The sequence below is a fragment of the Jeotgalibacillus salarius genome (assembly GCF_004405125.1).
Taxonomy (GTDB): Bacteria; Bacillota; Bacilli; order Bacillales; family Jeotgalibacillaceae; genus Jeotgalibacillus; species Jeotgalibacillus salarius.
This window is the reverse complement of sequence record NZ_SORX01000008.1, coordinates 137,594-152,411: the sequence shown is the minus strand read 5'-3', so window position 1 is coordinate 152,411 and position 14,818 is coordinate 137,594. Positions and strand designations below refer to the sequence as shown.

15 protein-coding genes are annotated in these 14,818 nt (G+C 45.0%); 10 read left to right on the top strand and 5 right to left on the bottom strand.

What is annotated here, in order from left to right:
- Positions 1 to 182: 182 nt before the first annotated feature.
- Positions 183 to 1,355, bottom strand: a complete 1,173-nt coding sequence (locus E2626_RS13675; RefSeq protein WP_244094336.1) for a PstS family phosphate ABC transporter substrate-binding protein — start codon at positions 1,353 to 1,355, stop codon at positions 183 to 185.
- Entirely contained in the window at positions 1,339 to 1,800 is a 462-nt protein-coding gene (locus tag E2626_RS13670) for a helix-turn-helix domain-containing protein (RefSeq protein WP_134382335.1), read from the bottom strand. Before E2626_RS13670 ends, E2626_RS13675 begins: the two co-directional genes overlap by 17 nt.
- A gap of 576 nt (positions 1,801 to 2,376) precedes the next feature.
- On the opposite strand from E2626_RS13670, the gene E2626_RS13665 reads away from it, so the two are divergent.
- The 4 genes from E2626_RS13665 to E2626_RS13650 all read left to right on the top strand — a co-directional run bounded on the left by E2626_RS13665 (position 2,377) and on the right by E2626_RS13650 (position 4,826).
- Positions 2,377 to 3,138: a threonine/serine exporter family protein gene (locus tag E2626_RS13665; protein ID WP_134382355.1), complete on the top strand. Its 762-nt coding sequence runs from the start codon at positions 2,377 to 2,379 to the stop codon at positions 3,136 to 3,138.
- A 15-nt stretch (positions 3,139 to 3,153) separates the two neighbouring features.
- A complete protein-coding gene (locus E2626_RS13660; protein ID WP_134382334.1) occupies positions 3,154 to 3,597 on the top strand; it encodes a threonine/serine exporter family protein in 444 nt (147 codons plus the stop codon).
- A gap of 147 nt (positions 3,598 to 3,744) precedes the next feature.
- Positions 3,745 to 4,110 (top strand): DUF2512 family protein, encoded by a 366-nt coding sequence (locus E2626_RS13655; RefSeq protein ID WP_134382333.1) that lies wholly within the window; start codon positions 3,745 to 3,747, stop codon positions 4,108 to 4,110.
- An 83-nt stretch (positions 4,111 to 4,193) separates the two neighbouring features.
- Positions 4,194 to 4,826, top strand: coding sequence for a DUF421 domain-containing protein (locus E2626_RS13650; RefSeq protein WP_134382332.1), 633 nt, complete (start codon positions 4,194 to 4,196; stop codon positions 4,824 to 4,826).
- 186 nt (positions 4,827 to 5,012) lie between these two features.
- On the opposite strand, the gene E2626_RS13645 is transcribed toward E2626_RS13650, so the two are convergent.
- From E2626_RS13645 to nagA, 3 genes are all read right to left on the bottom strand, one after another.
- Positions 5,013 to 6,161 carry a GGDEF domain-containing protein gene (locus E2626_RS13645; protein ID WP_134382331.1) on the bottom strand — a complete coding sequence of 383 codons (1,149 nt, stop codon included), beginning with the start codon at positions 6,159 to 6,161 and terminating at the stop codon, positions 5,013 to 5,015.
- A 99-nt stretch (positions 6,162 to 6,260) separates the two neighbouring features.
- Entirely contained in the window at positions 6,261 to 6,989 is a 729-nt protein-coding gene (gene nagB, locus E2626_RS13640) for a glucosamine-6-phosphate deaminase (RefSeq protein WP_134382330.1), read from the bottom strand.
- On the bottom strand, positions 6,980 to 8,293 hold the full coding sequence (gene nagA, locus E2626_RS13635) for an N-acetylglucosamine-6-phosphate deacetylase (RefSeq protein WP_134382329.1): 1,314 nt from the start codon (positions 8,291 to 8,293) through the stop codon (positions 6,980 to 6,982). Before nagA ends, nagB begins: the two co-directional genes overlap by 10 nt.
- 138 nt (positions 8,294 to 8,431) lie before the next feature.
- Between nagA and E2626_RS13630 the strand changes: the two genes are divergently transcribed.
- The 6 genes from E2626_RS13630 to E2626_RS13605 all read left to right on the top strand — a co-directional run bounded on the left by E2626_RS13630 (position 8,432) and on the right by E2626_RS13605 (position 14,660).
- Positions 8,432 to 9,397 (top strand): N-acetylglucosamine kinase, encoded by a 966-nt coding sequence (locus E2626_RS13630; protein WP_134382328.1) that lies wholly within the window; start codon positions 8,432 to 8,434, stop codon positions 9,395 to 9,397.
- A gap of 8 nt (positions 9,398 to 9,405) precedes the next feature.
- Positions 9,406 to 10,317 (top strand): N-acetylmuramic acid 6-phosphate etherase, encoded by a 912-nt coding sequence (gene murQ, locus E2626_RS13625; RefSeq protein WP_134382327.1) that lies wholly within the window; start codon positions 9,406 to 9,408, stop codon positions 10,315 to 10,317.
- Positions 10,318 to 10,376: 59 nt separating this feature from the next.
- Positions 10,377 to 11,708, top strand: coding sequence for an ABC transporter substrate-binding protein (locus E2626_RS13620; RefSeq protein ID WP_134382326.1), 1,332 nt, complete (start codon positions 10,377 to 10,379; stop codon positions 11,706 to 11,708).
- A gap of 257 nt (positions 11,709 to 11,965) precedes the next feature.
- Positions 11,966 to 12,859, top strand: a complete 894-nt coding sequence (locus E2626_RS13615; RefSeq protein WP_134382325.1) for a carbohydrate ABC transporter permease — start codon at positions 11,966 to 11,968, stop codon at positions 12,857 to 12,859.
- 13 nt (positions 12,860 to 12,872) lie between these two features.
- Positions 12,873 to 13,715, top strand: coding sequence for a carbohydrate ABC transporter permease (locus E2626_RS13610; RefSeq protein ID WP_134382324.1), 843 nt, complete (start codon positions 12,873 to 12,875; stop codon positions 13,713 to 13,715).
- Between the two features lie 66 nt (positions 13,716 to 13,781).
- Positions 13,782 to 14,660 carry a MurR/RpiR family transcriptional regulator gene (locus E2626_RS13605; RefSeq protein WP_279587262.1) on the top strand — a complete coding sequence of 293 codons (879 nt, stop codon included), beginning with the start codon at positions 13,782 to 13,784 and terminating at the stop codon, positions 14,658 to 14,660.
- Positions 14,661 to 14,818 lie beyond the last annotated feature (158 nt).

Genomic DNA, 14,818 nt, shown 5'->3' with positions numbered 1-14,818 from the left:
CGAAAAGCCCGTTACTCAACTGCATGCAGAGCTGCTTCCGCGTGAACTGCACATTATTTACTGTTGAGTGCACAACTTTCCGGACTGAGTGCACGACACACCCGGGTTGAGTGTGCAACGTGCGAAGTTGACGTCACAAAAATCTGATTCGGATGCACAACCCCATATCCCCAAGTAGCTGTTCACTCAACACTCACATACCCTGTCTCCTCCACAATCCACTGCCCCTCATCAGATAGAATCCAGTCAATCAGCTTCTGTTCATTTTCTGACTGTTCACCAACTGTAATCGCATAGAACTCAGCTGAAAGTGGATAACTGTCATCACGTATTGATTCGGCTGAAGGGTGGACATCTTCAATTGCCAGCAGTTTGATATCCCCATTCCTCACCATTTCTGTAGAAAAGAATCTGTACGAATAACCGATTGCGTTCCCGTGATTCTGGTAATCAGATGTTTCTTTGATAATCCCCCCCATACCGGTCACGATTTCATCACCCGGTGCTTCCATGATAGGAATGCCATACATCAGTTTTTCAAGCCCAGTCTGGCTGCCGCTGTCTTCCGGACGCTGGAACGCCTGGATTTCCTGATTCTTACCGCCGACTTCATTCCAGTTTGTAATCTTTCCGGAGTAAATATCCTGAATTTCTTCAATTGTTAAAGAGTCAACAGGATTTTTCGCATTTACAAAAAACACGAAAGCTTCCCGGCCGATCGGGGTCATATCAAATTCGAGACCGGCATCTTCAACTGCAAGTTCCTGTCTTTCAGAAGGTCCTGCGGTAAAAATAATATCAACTTCTTCTTCAATCAGTCTGCGATAAGCGTTGTCCGTTTTCGTGGACATCACTGTGTGATAAGAGTTACCCACATGTGGATAATCGTCTTCAGGGTAGACTGCCTGAACAAACGCTGAATATAGTGGATAAAGTGCGGTTGCACCGTCCAGTTTAGGTAGATCATCCTCTAAATGAAGTGATGCTTCTTCGGACATGGATACAGCTTTTGTATCAGACTGGAACGGTTCATACTCCGTCAGATCCACTTCCGCAGAGTTTGTGATACTTTCAATATAGGCGTCATAGGCTGCCATGCTGCCGATGGTCACAGCAATCGCTGCAGCCAGACCTGCGGCTGTATAAGCGAGCTTTTTCCCCTGAGCCAGCCGGAAAAGTCTGAGGATAAACAATATGTACAATGCGATGCTGACCCCAATCACAGTGTGCATCGCACGTTCCCCTGCGGCCATGTAGGAGAAGAGGCTTGCGATGCTGACAAAAAAGAGCGCAGCCGCCCCAACAAATACTGCTGCAACCAGTCTTAACAAGTCGTGCTTAGGTCCTTTTTCCATCTGATAATTCCTCCAGTCGTGTGAATGCTTCACTTTCATCAAACGTACTTAACCATCTGAAGTGCGCCTGATCAAGAATCCGAAAGTGCTTGCTGATCAAATTCTGCTGAAGTGTATAGGGACCAGCTGACTTGATTTCCTTCCACCACACCTTTCCGCCAAGCGTCCGGCTAAATGGTTCTTCAGCATGCTCAAACGTGACCAGCCTGATCACTTCAAGCGGCTCGTCACCCAGACTGTTTTGTAAAACTTCACTCTGATGAAATAAGGCAGTCACTGCCACTACAGTATTCCAGCCTGGTAATGAGCGGTCTTTTTCGATTTGCACAAGCGTTTTTTTAGATATCCCCAGAAGCTCCGCCATTCTGTCCTGTGAATATCCACTTTCCGTTCTGATCAGTTTCATTTTCTCTGCGATAATGTGTATAACCTGTTCTTTATTCATTTTCGTCACCTCTTTTAGTTTCAAAATAACCTATTAGTGTAATTTTACACTTTTTATGGAGTTCGTCAATCACTTTTTTCTGCACAGATGTGGGTAAATGCTGTGGATAGTGTAAAAACTTTACCTGAAATCGTTTTTCGAGTTTGAAATGCAGCGATTTTTGCCCAACTGGTAGCAATCCACCCGCGAAGCCGCAGCAATGGCCTGCTAGGCGGTAGCAATCCCGCATTTCTGACTTCGTATCCATCCGCGAAGTCGTACCACCCACCCACTTCATGCCCTTAAGAAACCGAAAAGCCTGTTACCCAACTGCATGCAAAGCCGCTTTCGCGTGAACTGAACGATATTTGCTGTTGAGTGCGCAACTTTCCGGAATGAGTGGACGACACACCCGGGTTGAGTGCACAACGTCAGGAGTTGACGTCACAAAAACCCAAATTGGATGCACAACCCCACATCCCCATCACTCGTCAGACTCTCGCACAATGAATTTCAATCACCCATACTTAAATAAATCATGCTACACTAATAGCACTGAAATGGTACGGAGGTGGTGACGGTATGGAGATTGAAGACATGGAACAATATTTAGAGGAACAGTACGACATCATGGACGTCTGTCTTTTAGCGGGAAAAATCATGCTTGAAAGCGGAGCTGAAACATATCGCGTCGAAGATACGATGATGCGTATCGCGAAGAATTATGGGATTAAAGAGTCTCACAGCTATGTCACGCCAACCGGTATCATGTTCTCGATTGAGACGGAAGAGCCAACCAAGACCAAACTGATCAGGATTTCCGACCGTACCACCGACTTGAAAAAGGTCATGCTTGTGAACAGCACCTCACGCCGGATTGCGAACGGGGAGCTCGACGTCCCGCAGGCTTACCGGATTTTAAAAAGAATTTATAAAGATGATGAAACCTATTCATTAAAAACGCGTATTGCCGCCGCGGCGATTTCGAGTGGCTGTTTTCTCATGATGTTCCAGGGATCGTGGGCGGATTTTATTCCCGCAATTATCATTGGCGGGCTTGGATTTGCGAGCGTTGTCTATGTGCACGATCTCGTCCTCATCAAGTTCTTCTCAGAGTTTATGGCAGCACTCGTGATTGGATTACTTGCTGCAGGGGCGGTTGCGACAGGACTTGGGCAGGAGCTTGATAAAATTATTATCGGGTCCGTGATGCCGCTCGTACCCGGCCTGTTAATTACAAACGCAGTCAGGGATCTGATCGCGGGACATTTTATATCTGGCTTATCTAAAGGGGCAGAAGCTTTCCTGACCGCATTTGCGATTGGTTCAGGGATAGCAGTTGTCGTGACGATGTTATAGAAGGGGGGATGACCTGTGGATATTTTAATCAATATTGTGACGAGTTTTATCGCGGCAGCTGGGTTCGGAATCATATTTAATGCACCGAGAGAAGCATTATGGAAATGCGGCGCAGTTGGTATGATGGGCTGGATGGCATACTTCATATTGACGCTCCAGGGAATTGGAGAGGTACCTGCCACCGTTGCTGCAGCATTCATGATTGCAGTGATCAGCCAGGTTTTCTCCCGCGTCTATAAAGCACCGATTATTATTTATATCGTGTCCGGCATTATCCCGCTTGTCCCAGGAGGAACAGCGTATAATGCAATGCGGTCATTCGTGACAAATGACTACAGCGAAGCGCTTGCTTTTGCAGCAAAAGCATTTATGATCTCGGGTTCCATTGCAATGGGGATCGTGCTGTCAGAAGTGATCAGTCAGATTATGAAACAGAGCCGTTTGAAGAGAATTGGTTGATCAGAGAAGCCCGGTGTCGATAAGACACCGGGCTTCTCTGATCTTTTCTGCAGTTGGATATGATGACCTCTATTAGCATCAGTTCATTTGTATGAGTAACTTTTACAATGGGAAACTTAAGTGGGGTAGGACAGGAGGTGTGAAGACATGAATCATGGGAAATCAATGTTGATTAAAGCACTTCTCTTGTTTCCGGTTATCTGGATTGTGCTAACAGGTTTTAACCAAGTGACATTTGTAGACGCTACGATTGTTGCAGTGATTTTATACGTAGTTGCTTATATTGGGGATATGCTGGTCGTCAGAAATGCAGGAAATACGATTGGCACAATTGGAGACTTGATTCTGGGTACGCTTGTGATCTGGTTTACACTCGTCCTTCTTGGTTATAACAACGTGATGGGTGAAGCGATTGCAGCAGCCCTGATTCTGACGGCAGGAGAATATTTTTATCACAAATGGTTGATTAACAATCTGTTTCAAGAAACTGAAGTGCCTTCGCCAAATGTATAATACTTAAATCCCTTTGTTTAGGGATTTTTATTTACATAGAGCTCGCATGATGAGCCATGCTATCACAAAGGGAGTGATGAGCTTTGGAATTGGACTGGATTTGGAAAGCAATATTAATTGTTACAATAGGAGTCGTACTGCTTAGGGTTTCAGGCAGGAAATCGATTTCGCAGATGACCATTGCGCAGACGATTATCATGATATCGATTGGAAGTCTGCTCATTCAGCCAGTTTCGGGCAAGAACTTGTGGACAACATTTGGAGTAGCAGGGTTATTGATTAGCACACTGGTGTTCATAGAATTTATTCAAATAAAATGGGACAAAGCAGAAAATTTTTTCAGTGGGAAATCGAAAGTAGTGATCGAAAATGGACAGCTCCGTGTGCAGACTTTAAAAAAGCTCAGACTCCCGGTTGATAAGTTGGAAATGTGGTTAAGACAGAGCGGGATTGATGACATGAAAAAAGTACAGTGGGCTACGATTGAACCAAGCGGACAGCTGGGGTATATCCTGAAACCCGAACATCAGCCAATTACAAAGAAAGAATATCATGAATTAGAGTTAATGGTGATAGGAATTGCACAGAAATTAAATGTTCAAGTTAATCATCATAGTAAATTAGCAGCTCATTCACCATTATTTACAGAGATAGAAAGTGGTCAAAAGTCAGATGACTCCGGGGCTACGAATGAAATAGCTCCGGTGGTTAAATAAATAATCGAATACTTAGAAAACGCACCGGAAATTGATAATTTACCTTGCCGTTTTAATCTCAGAAGGTTGAATTGTATTTAATTATCTGTCTCGATGAATCATTCACTCATCGTTTTTCATTGGAGATACAGACTGAATGACCAATGGTAATGTTAAAACGGTCAGCATCAACTCTCTGATCCGTCACTAACCCTTCATCACAGTCGAGCGTGCACGATCAGCTGTTTTATCGTGATACATCCTTTGATCAGCAGTACTCAGCAGCGTATCAGTGTTTTTCCCGTCAGCAGGGAACATTGCGTATCCTATGGAGGTTCTGAGCTGGATCAACTGTTCGTCAAGTCTGGCGGGCCGCTCAATTGATTTTCGGATTTTTTCTTTCAGCTTGTTCACATCTGCATTCAGACTGACCCGGCTGCTCACGATAATGAACTCATCTCCGCCAAGACGTGCAGCAAAATCGTGTTCATCAATCAGTTCCTTAATCGTTTCAGCCATTTGAATAATAGCCTGATCACCGAAATTGTGACCATACGTATCATTAATTTGCTTAAACCCATTGAGGTCAAGCAAATACAGAACGAAAGGCTCGTTACTAGTTTCTGCATCTGTTAACAGGGAATCCAGATAATGATTCAGGTGTTTCCGGTTAGCGAGTCCGGTCATGTCATCGTGAGTGGCAAGCTTCATGACTTTGGTATGATTGCGGTAGTTTACAGCAAGACTTAGACCGTAAGTCCACCCGACAGTCCAGATAATAACCACGAAAAACAAATAGCTCGTATAGGGGTGGGCAACAAAGTTCGCTTCGAATGAACCGTTCAGCGCCAGGAACCATCTTACTCCAAAAGAACTGCCGATCATCACAAATGGTATAGCAGAGAGCATGTAAATTTTTCTTTCAACTCCGCCTGATTTCCATAAAAGCAGGAACGCAGACAAATAGAAGATGACGATATTGAGTGAATCGTAAAATAAGAATCGGGTATTTGGAGAATCACGTAAAATGAAGATGAAAGATACTGCATAAATGATCACGAGTATATAAATATTGCGACGTAAGCGCTCTCTTGGATAACCTCTGAATCGCAAAATGCCTTCCAGAATCAGAATGGGTGCGATCAATGTCGCGATGTTATTTAATACAGCTGCATATGAGCCAATCAGTGGGGCGAAAGGAAGTGGGAGAAAGCCCAGTCCGCCGATAATCGCTGCCCATGCCCACATTTTCAAACCTCTTTCCTGAAGGTTCATTCTCCAGGTAATTGTCATGACAATAGAAGATATAATCGCGAGTACAAAGACAACGGCACCTAACGTCAGCGGATCTAGCATATAAGAGTCCCACCTCCTTATGTATATTTTTAATCATTATACATCGAAATAGGACTAAATATCTAATTTAAATACAGAATATTATTAAAATTTCATGATTTAGTCATTCTGTCCAAATGCTGCTTCATCTGCAACCAGTGTCACATTCGGATGTCTGCACAGTGCAGAAGCCGGAAAATCCTCATCAGGACTACCTTCAAGCAGCCTTTTCACAGCCGCTGCTTTCTTTTCTCCGGAAGCCATCAGCACAATTTTTTTACTGCGAAGAATAGATTTGATGCCCATCGTAATTGCGTGCGTCGGCACTTCATCAATCGATTGGAAATAGCGCGCGTTGGCTTCACGTGTGGAATCAGCCAGTCTAATCACATGTGTATGCCCGTTAAAATCACTGCCAGGTTCGTTAAAACCGATATGGCCGTTTTCACCAATACCGAGAATCTGCAAATCCGGCGGACCAATCTTCTTCAGCAGTTTTTCATAACTTCTGCATACCTTATCAAGGTTTTTCGCCATCCCATCTGGTACATAAGTCTGATGGAAAGGCATATCAACATGTAAAAACAGATGTTCATTCATATACCTGTGATAGCTTTTCGCATGCGTTGGGTCAAGGCCAATATATTCATCCAGATTAAATGAACGCACATGTTTAAAAGAAAGAAGACCCTCGCGATATTGCCTGACGAGCAGCTGATACATCCCAATCGGAGTGCCGCCTGTTGCGAGTCCGAGGATAGGTTTTTCTTGATGTTTAATCAGGTCACCAACCATTCCGGCAGTGTGTTTGCTCATTTCAATATAGTTTTTTACAATGACTACATCCATGACGTTCCCTCCTTCTGATAGACAACTTCACCGCGGCAGATTGTCATGACCACGTTGTATGATTCATCAAGCACCACAAAATCAGCATCTTTTCCTTCTTCAATACTGCCTTTGCGATCCCATACTCCAACCTGGCGTGCCGCATTTTCAGAGGTGATTTTTGCAAGTTCTTCTATAGAAAGGACAGCTATCGACATCATATTCTTAATTGCCTGTTCCATTGTCAGCACACTGCCTGCGAGCGTTCCATCAGCAAGGCGCGCTTCAGCCCCTTTTACCGTCACCTGTTGTCCACCCAGGTCATATTCACCGTCTGCCAAACCTTTCGCCCGCATCGCATCTGTAATCAGTATCAGGCCAGCCCCTTTTTCATTCCAGGCGAGCCGGACTGCTTCAGGGTGACTATGTACAAAATCCGCAATGATTTCAGCCTTTAATCCTTTTTCCAAAAGCGCACCGCCTGCCACACCCGGGTTACGATGATGAAAAGGACTCATCTGATTATATAAATGAGTGACCTGACTCGCACCGGCAGTAACTGCCTGCTTAAACTCATCGTAAGTAGCGTTGGAATGACCGATCGACACAACCACACCGCTGTCTGAAACCTCTTTAGTAAATGTATACCCATTTTCCAGCTCAGGTGCAGCGGTCACAACCTTTATATTCCCGTCTGAAGCTTCCTGAAATCTGCTGAACAATTCTGTGTCAGGTGTAAGCATTGCATCAGGATCCTGTGCGCCAGCCTTTTCAGGTGACAGAAACGGTCCCTCTAAATGAACTCCGAGGACCTCTGCACCTGACTTTTGTTGCTTCATATATTCCCCCGTATTCTTCAGCGCCTTCATCATTGAATCTTCCGTCTGCGTCATTGTCGTTGCCAGAAAAGAAGTTACACCTTCCTTAACCAGCGCTTTGGCCATCGTCTCAAGTGCCTCAGGAGTCGCATCCATTATATCCGCGCCACCTGCACCATGGATGTGGGGGTCAATGAAGCCGGGGAGGAGGTGGTAAGTGGGAGGAATGGCGATATGTGGCTTGCTAAAGTCCGGAGGTTGGTCATTGACTGCAGCGATCTCACCATTATTGATCATGATTGTTTCAGCCGTTGTTTGGATAATCAAGTCACTTTTCATCAGATCGTCTCCTTTATAAATGGTCGTTATCGGCCTGCTTAATGTCGTATTGTTGCTGGCGATGGTTGTATTTGTGCGATTGACTGCACGATACACCCGGATCGACGGTCGTATCATCGCATCTGATGGTACTATCAGCCCGAACAACGGTCTTAACATCCCGATCATACGTCTTATCGCACCATTTAACACCGTTCATTTGCCTCAATTATATCAGATTGAAACAAAAAATCATTATTTTTAAAATATATTGACATAAAAAATCATAAACTTTATAATGAGAAAAACTCATGCAAGGAGGATGGGATGGCATATATCATCGGAATGGACGGCGGCGGCACGAAAACGAGCTATGCGGTCAGTCGGATTGATCACGTTTCAATCCTTGGTACTGAGCTTGAAGGACCGGGAACAAATCCGCAAATGATCGGTTTTCAGCAAATGGCAGAGCGGATTGCGATAAAGCTCGAAGAACTGCTGGAGTCACACCGAATTGAAAAGCATCAGGTAAAAGCAATTTGTGGAGGATATGCAGGAGTCGGAAGAGCAAATGACGCTGATACTGCACATGATGCATTAAAGAAGAAGCTCATATTGAGAGGCTTTCACAAAAATGTAAGCGTTTTAATTAAGTCGGATCTTCAAATTGCACTTAAAGGTGCCATCCCGCCTGAGCATCAACAGGGCATGCTGATTATCTCAGGTACCGGCTCAAATTCAGCCGGGCTTCTAAAGGACGGTTCCATGGTGAAGTCAGGCGGCTGGGGTCATCTATTAGGTGATGAGGGGAGTGGCTATGCTATTGCAGCTGCTGGTTTGCAGGCAGTGGTCAGAGCATACGACCGCAGAGGACCGGCAACCGTTTTAAATGAATACATTCTTAAGGCATTGGGTCTCACGAATGAAACACAGCTCGTTACATACATGTATCAGGAACAAAGGGATAAAAGTGAAATTGCTGTACTTGCAAAGGTTGTCACAGAAGCGGCTGACAGTGGAGACGCAGTAGCGGAATCAATCATTAAAAAAGCAGCAACTGACCTTGCAGACCATGTGCACAGCCTGCATTTGCAGTCAGGTGAATACAATGAACAGACAATCGTGACCACAACCGGTTCAATCTTTAAATACGCAACGTCAGTCAGAACGGCATTTATCAGAGAATTGAAAGAACGTAAGCTTGGCATCTGGACACCAGCGCATGGCACGCCTGTTGAAGGGGCGCTCAAGGAAGCAGCAGAGTCAGCTAAGAGTTTAGAGAAAAGAAGGTGATGGGTGATATGTCTTCAGATTTATCTTCACTTGTAACAGAGCAGCGGAATGAAAACAGCATGAACCTGGATCAGCTTTCAGTTGAAGAAGTGCTGAAGGTGATCAACAAAGAAGATCAGAAAGTGGCTGAAGCAGTCAGAGAAGCACTGCCGGCTATTACAGAAGCAACTGTACAAATTTCCGAGCGGCTGAAAGCCGGAGGACGCCTCTTCTATATTGGGGCGGGAACGAGCGGCAGGCTTGGCTATCTTGACGCATCAGAATGTCCGCCAACTTTTATGACGCCTCCTGAAATGGTGCAGGCGATTATGGCAGGTGGCATGTCAGCTTTCGGAAAAGCGCGTGAGAATGCTGAAGACAGTGAAGAGCAGGGCGAAGCTGATTTGAAAAATGAACAGCTAAACGTTAAAGACACAGTCATCGGGATTGCGGCGAGCGGGCGTACTCCCTATGTAGCCGGCGCATTAAAGTATGCAACCTCAACAGGTGCATACACCATCGCTCTATCCAGTAACAGAGACGCTGAAATCAGCCGTTATGCTGACAGTGCAATTGAAGTTGTCACGGGTCCGGAAGTGCTGACAGGTTCAACGCGAATGAAGGCTGCGAGTGCGCACAAAATGGTGCTGAATATGATGAGCACAGCAGCAATGGTGCAGCTTGGCAAGGTCCAGGATAATCTGATGATTGATGTCCATGCCAGCAATTATAAATTAATGGAGCGTGCAAAACGAATCATTATGGACCTGACAGGCACATCTTATGAAATTGCTGCCGAGACACTTGAAAAAGCGCATTTAAAAGTAAAGCATTCAATTGTCATGATTGAAGCCGGGGTCAGCTATGAACAAGCAGATGATTATATTGGTCAGGCATCAGGTTATGCAAGAGAAGCAATCCGGCTGGCAAAACAGGATTGAGTCATCCCGGGTCAACCGGGGTGTTCCAATAAACATATTAAAACAGAGGGGGAAACATCTTGAAAAAGGACTGGAGAAGCACGGGTTTAATCTTAGGGGGAGTTGTACTTTCAGCAGGATTTCTGGCAGCATGCTCATCTGATGAAGAAGGAAACGCAGATGGTGAAAACAGCAGCGGCGGAGAAGGAATGTCAGGGGAACTTGAGATTCAATATTTCGTCGGCGGTTACGGAGATTCATGGTGGAAAGAAGTGATTGGAGACTTCCAGGAAGAGTATCCTGATCTGACGATTGTAGAGCACGCAGGACCAAATATAAATGAAGAAATGAGATCGCGCTGGGTATCGGATGATCCACCTGATGTTGTATACATTGATGGCGCCGGCTCAAGTGAAACTCAAATGATTGAAGACGGTCAGCTTGCAAATATGACTGAGCTTGTTGAAGGCATGGAGCTTGAAGACGGCTCACCGATGCTTGATAACTTCATCGTAGATCCTGATCAGCATGACGGTGAAATCTACAGTCTGCCGCTCGTATTTGATACGTGGGGAACGTGGTATGACAAAGCATGGTTCGAATCAGAAGGCTTTGAAGTGCCGACAGACTTTGACAGCTTCATGGATTCAATGGGTAACATTCAGGAAGAAGCAGGTATTGATCCATTCGTTACAAGCGGACAGCACCCTTACTACTTCCTGCGTGGCGTACTTTACCCGGCGTTTGCAGCAGCTGGCGGTGAAGAACTTCTTGCTTCATTGATCAAAGGAGAAGAAGGTGCCTGGACTTCAGATACAACACTAGAAGTGATGAAGAAAGTTGAACAGATGGTTGAAGCAGGATACTTTGACTCAGGGCTTGGCGCATTGAACCATACCCAGTCTCAAATGAACTTCCTGTTACATGACAATGCATTTGTACCGGTCGGTTTCTGGCTGCCAAATGAGATGGCAAATGATACGCCGGAAGACTTTGAATTTGGATTTATTCCATCACCAATGCAGGATGCAGGTGAAAACTTCGCAATCGTACCGGATCTGCGTCCACTAGCGATTGCTGAAAATGCAGAGAATAAAGAAGCTGCAGAAGCATTTGTTGAATTTGTTTTCTCCCGTGAATACGCAGAATCATTCTCAGAGCACACTGGTGCGATCATGAACGTAGCAGGCGTAGACCTCTCTGAAAATGAAAATGTTCCACAGTACCTGAAGGATGCAAATGAAATGATTAATGATACAGAACAGGTCACAATCTATCAGAAGCCTCATCCAATGAGCGCTGATCTGGAAACACCTGTAGGAAACGAACTTCTATCACTCATGCTCGGCGACAGCTCAGCTGAAGAATTCGTTGAAGCAGCAGAAGCAGCAGCAAGCCAGTACAGACAATAACAACAACACAACAGAGGCAGGTCTGGTAACTGCCTCTGTTGTTCTTAAAAGAATCTACATAAAATGAAAAAAGTTATATTGAGTTGAACGGAGCGGAAGCCGGCGACTCCAGCGCGATTAGGCGGACAGGTGAGACCCCGCAAAGCGAAGCTTGAGGAGGCTCACCGACGGCCGCGCGGAAAGCGTCCGGCTGAAGCGCAGTTCAACGGTTCATTTCTTCCTTCCCTTGTTAAAAACAGATAGAAAGAGTGATGTGAATGGTACAGTCGAAAAAACAAAAAAATCTGTTCCTGGCTTTCTGCCTCGTGCCTACCTTTATCCTGTTTGCCATCTTTACCCTGTACCCATTGTTTAGTGGACTATACTATTCATTCTTTGACTGGTCAGGTTCTTCATCAAACTCAGAATTTATCGGGCTCGACAATTACAGGCGCCTGATTAGTGATGCGATTATCCCGCAAACGATCTGGCATGACTACTTCTTAGTCATCACAAAAGTTTTTGGCATTATGATTCTGGCTATCTTCTTCGCAGTTGCACTGACGCAGCTGAAAATTAAAGAAGCACCGTTTTACAGAGTTGTATTCTTTTTTCCGAACATCATGTCAGTTGTGGTAATTGGTATTTTGTGGACGTTTATCTATAACCCGAGCCTGGGTCTTGTGAATTCAGGGCTTGAATTTATTGGACTTGAAAGCTGGACGCGTCCATGGCTTGGTGATCAGGATTGGGCACTGCCAAGTCTTGTGCTGCCTTCTGTCTGGGCAGGAATCGGACTCTTTATGCTGCTGTTGATCGGCGGGATTTCCAACGTATCTAAAAGTTATTACGAGGCCGCAGAAATTGACGGAGCGAACCAGTGGCAGCAGTTCTGGAAGATTACGCTTCCGCTCGTATGGCCACAGATCAAAATTTCAATTCTATATATCGTCATCACAACGCTAAACGGATCATTCATTATTGTACAGATCATGACAGGCGGTGGACCGAATAATTCAACGCATGTGATGGGGTCATACCTTTATCAGCAGGCATTTGTTCAGTATAACTTCGGATACGGGGCAACAATTGGCGTCATGATTCTGATTCTGTCACTGCTGACAGTATTAATCCTGCAATTCTTTATGAAGAGAGAGAAAGTACAGTACTAGGAGGGGAAACGGAATGAAAAAGAAATGGCAGCCAACACTCATCAGAACGGGTATCCGGATTCCGCTGATCCTATGGACGCTTGCGGTGCTGTATCCGATTATCTGGATGTTTATCGGCTCTTTCAAATCAAATGCAGAAATCTATGCGAATCCGTGGGGCCTTCCTGAAACATTTAATATTCAAAACTTCGCAGATGCATGGAATAATTATAATATTGATACAAGCGTATTTAACAGTGCGATCGTCACAGTGCTCGGAATGGCACTGACGCTGGTGCTGGCACTGCCGACAGCTTATGCACTGGAGCGCCTGCGCTTTCGCGGAAGCAATATCCTGTTTACCGTCTATATTTCAGCGATGATGATTCCAATGGTGCTTGGATGGATTCCGCTATTCTTCCTGCTCATGGATTTCGGATTGCTGGACAGTATTATCGGATTATCCATTGTCTATGCGATTTCACAGCTACCATTTTCAATTTTTGTGCTGACCAGTTTTATGGGTACTATTCCTAAAGAGCTTGAAGAATCAGCCTCAATGGATGGCATGTCACCATACGGCATTTTGTTTAAAATTATTGCACCGCTCTCAACAACAGCGATCATTACCGTTTCAATTATGAATGCCATCCAGTTCTGGAATGAGTATTTTATGGCATTGATTTTCCTTAACACCCGTGAGAAATATACGCTTGGTCTGGCAATTGATTTTATCAGCAGTGAAGCGCAATATACCAACGCGTGGGGCACGCTGTTTGCGAGTCTGACAATCGCGATTATCCCGGTCATTATTCTGTATGCGATCTTCCAGAAGCGTATTGCTAAAGGAATGACTGAAGGTGCGATTAAAGGATAAGCGCTCTACTATGTTAAATTAATGATACGTTCATGAAAATTGTAAATCACAATAAGGAGGAAGGCCGTGAAGGACCCTCAGCGTAACAGATCTATAACAGGCGGGCTGGTGCTGGTGAATGAACTCATGCATAAACTGCCGCCATCCGAGAAAAAAATAGCAGCATACATTTTGAAGCACCCTCATGAAACTGTATATTTCACTGCCTCCCAGCTTGGAGAAGCGAGTGGGACCAGTAGTGCAGCGGTGATCAGACTGTGTAAATCACTCGGCTTAAAAGGCTATCAGGAGCTGAAAGTAAGAATCTCTGGTGATCTGCATAAGCCTGAAGAAACACAATATCGGGATATTCAGCCCGGTGAGGACATTGAATCGATTATTAATAAGGTAACGAGTAACAGCATACAGGCGATTAAAGAAACAACAGAAATGGTGAATGTCGAAGCGTTGAAAAAAGCAGTAGCGGCGATTCAAAAAGCAGATCGTCTCCACTTTTATGGGGTAGGTGCTTCAGGCATTATCGCAAAAGATGCCCAGCAGAAATTTCTGCGCATGAATAAACCGACGTCTGCATTCACTGATATTCACAATGCGGCGATGTATATTGCCAACGCAACAAAAGATGACGTGGTGGTCGGCATTTCATTTTCAGGTGAGACACATGAAACAGTCAAAATTATGGAGCTTGCGAAGAAACAGGGTGCAACAACAATCAGCCTGACCCGATATGGCCAGTCGAAATTAACTTCACATGCAGACATCAACTTATTCATATCAGCTTCGCGTGAGATACCGGCGCCATTCAGGAGCGGCGCAACGTCTTCAAGACTTGCACAGCTTCATATGATTGATATTTTATTTACATGTGTAGTTACTGATCATTACGATGAAGCAACAAAATATAGAGATGAGATCAAATCAGCAATGGAATTTTTGAAGAAATAGTTTACAAGAGAGGATGAGACATGATGAAGGTGTCTCATCCTTTACCTCGTTTCGCTGCGCTTCAGGCGGACGCTTTCCGCGCGGCCGGCGGTGAGCCTCCTCACCGCTTCGCGCCTGCGGGGTCTCACCTGTCCGTCTCCTCGCGCTGGAGTCACCGC

Coding starts and splice junctions, on each gene's coding strand:
- E2626_RS13675 (WP_244094336.1), bottom strand. CDS start 1,355: ATGGAAAAAGGACCTAAGCACGACTTGTTAAGACTGGTTGCAGCAGTA.
- E2626_RS13670 (WP_134382335.1), bottom strand. CDS start 1,800: ATGAATAAAGAACAGGTTATACACATTATCGCAGAGAAAATGAAACTG.
- E2626_RS13665 (WP_134382355.1), top strand. CDS start 2,377: ATGGAACAATATTTAGAGGAACAGTACGACATCATGGACGTCTGTCTT.
- E2626_RS13655 (WP_134382333.1), top strand. CDS start 3,745: ATGAATCATGGGAAATCAATGTTGATTAAAGCACTTCTCTTGTTTCCG.
- E2626_RS13645 (WP_134382331.1), bottom strand. CDS start 6,161: ATGCTAGATCCGCTGACGTTAGGTGCCGTTGTCTTTGTACTCGCGATT.
- nagB (WP_134382330.1), bottom strand. CDS start 6,989: ATGGATGTAGTCATTGTAAAAAACTATATTGAAATGAGCAAACACACT.
- nagA (WP_134382329.1), bottom strand. CDS start 8,293: ATGATCGGGATGTTAAGACCGTTGTTCGGGCTGATAGTACCATCAGAT.
- E2626_RS13630 (WP_134382328.1), top strand. CDS start 8,432: ATGGCATATATCATCGGAATGGACGGCGGCGGCACGAAAACGAGCTAT.
- murQ (WP_134382327.1), top strand. CDS start 9,406: ATGTCTTCAGATTTATCTTCACTTGTAACAGAGCAGCGGAATGAAAAC.
- E2626_RS13615 (WP_134382325.1), top strand. CDS start 11,966: ATGGTACAGTCGAAAAAACAAAAAAATCTGTTCCTGGCTTTCTGCCTC.
- E2626_RS13610 (WP_134382324.1), top strand. CDS start 12,873: ATGAAAAAGAAATGGCAGCCAACACTCATCAGAACGGGTATCCGGATT.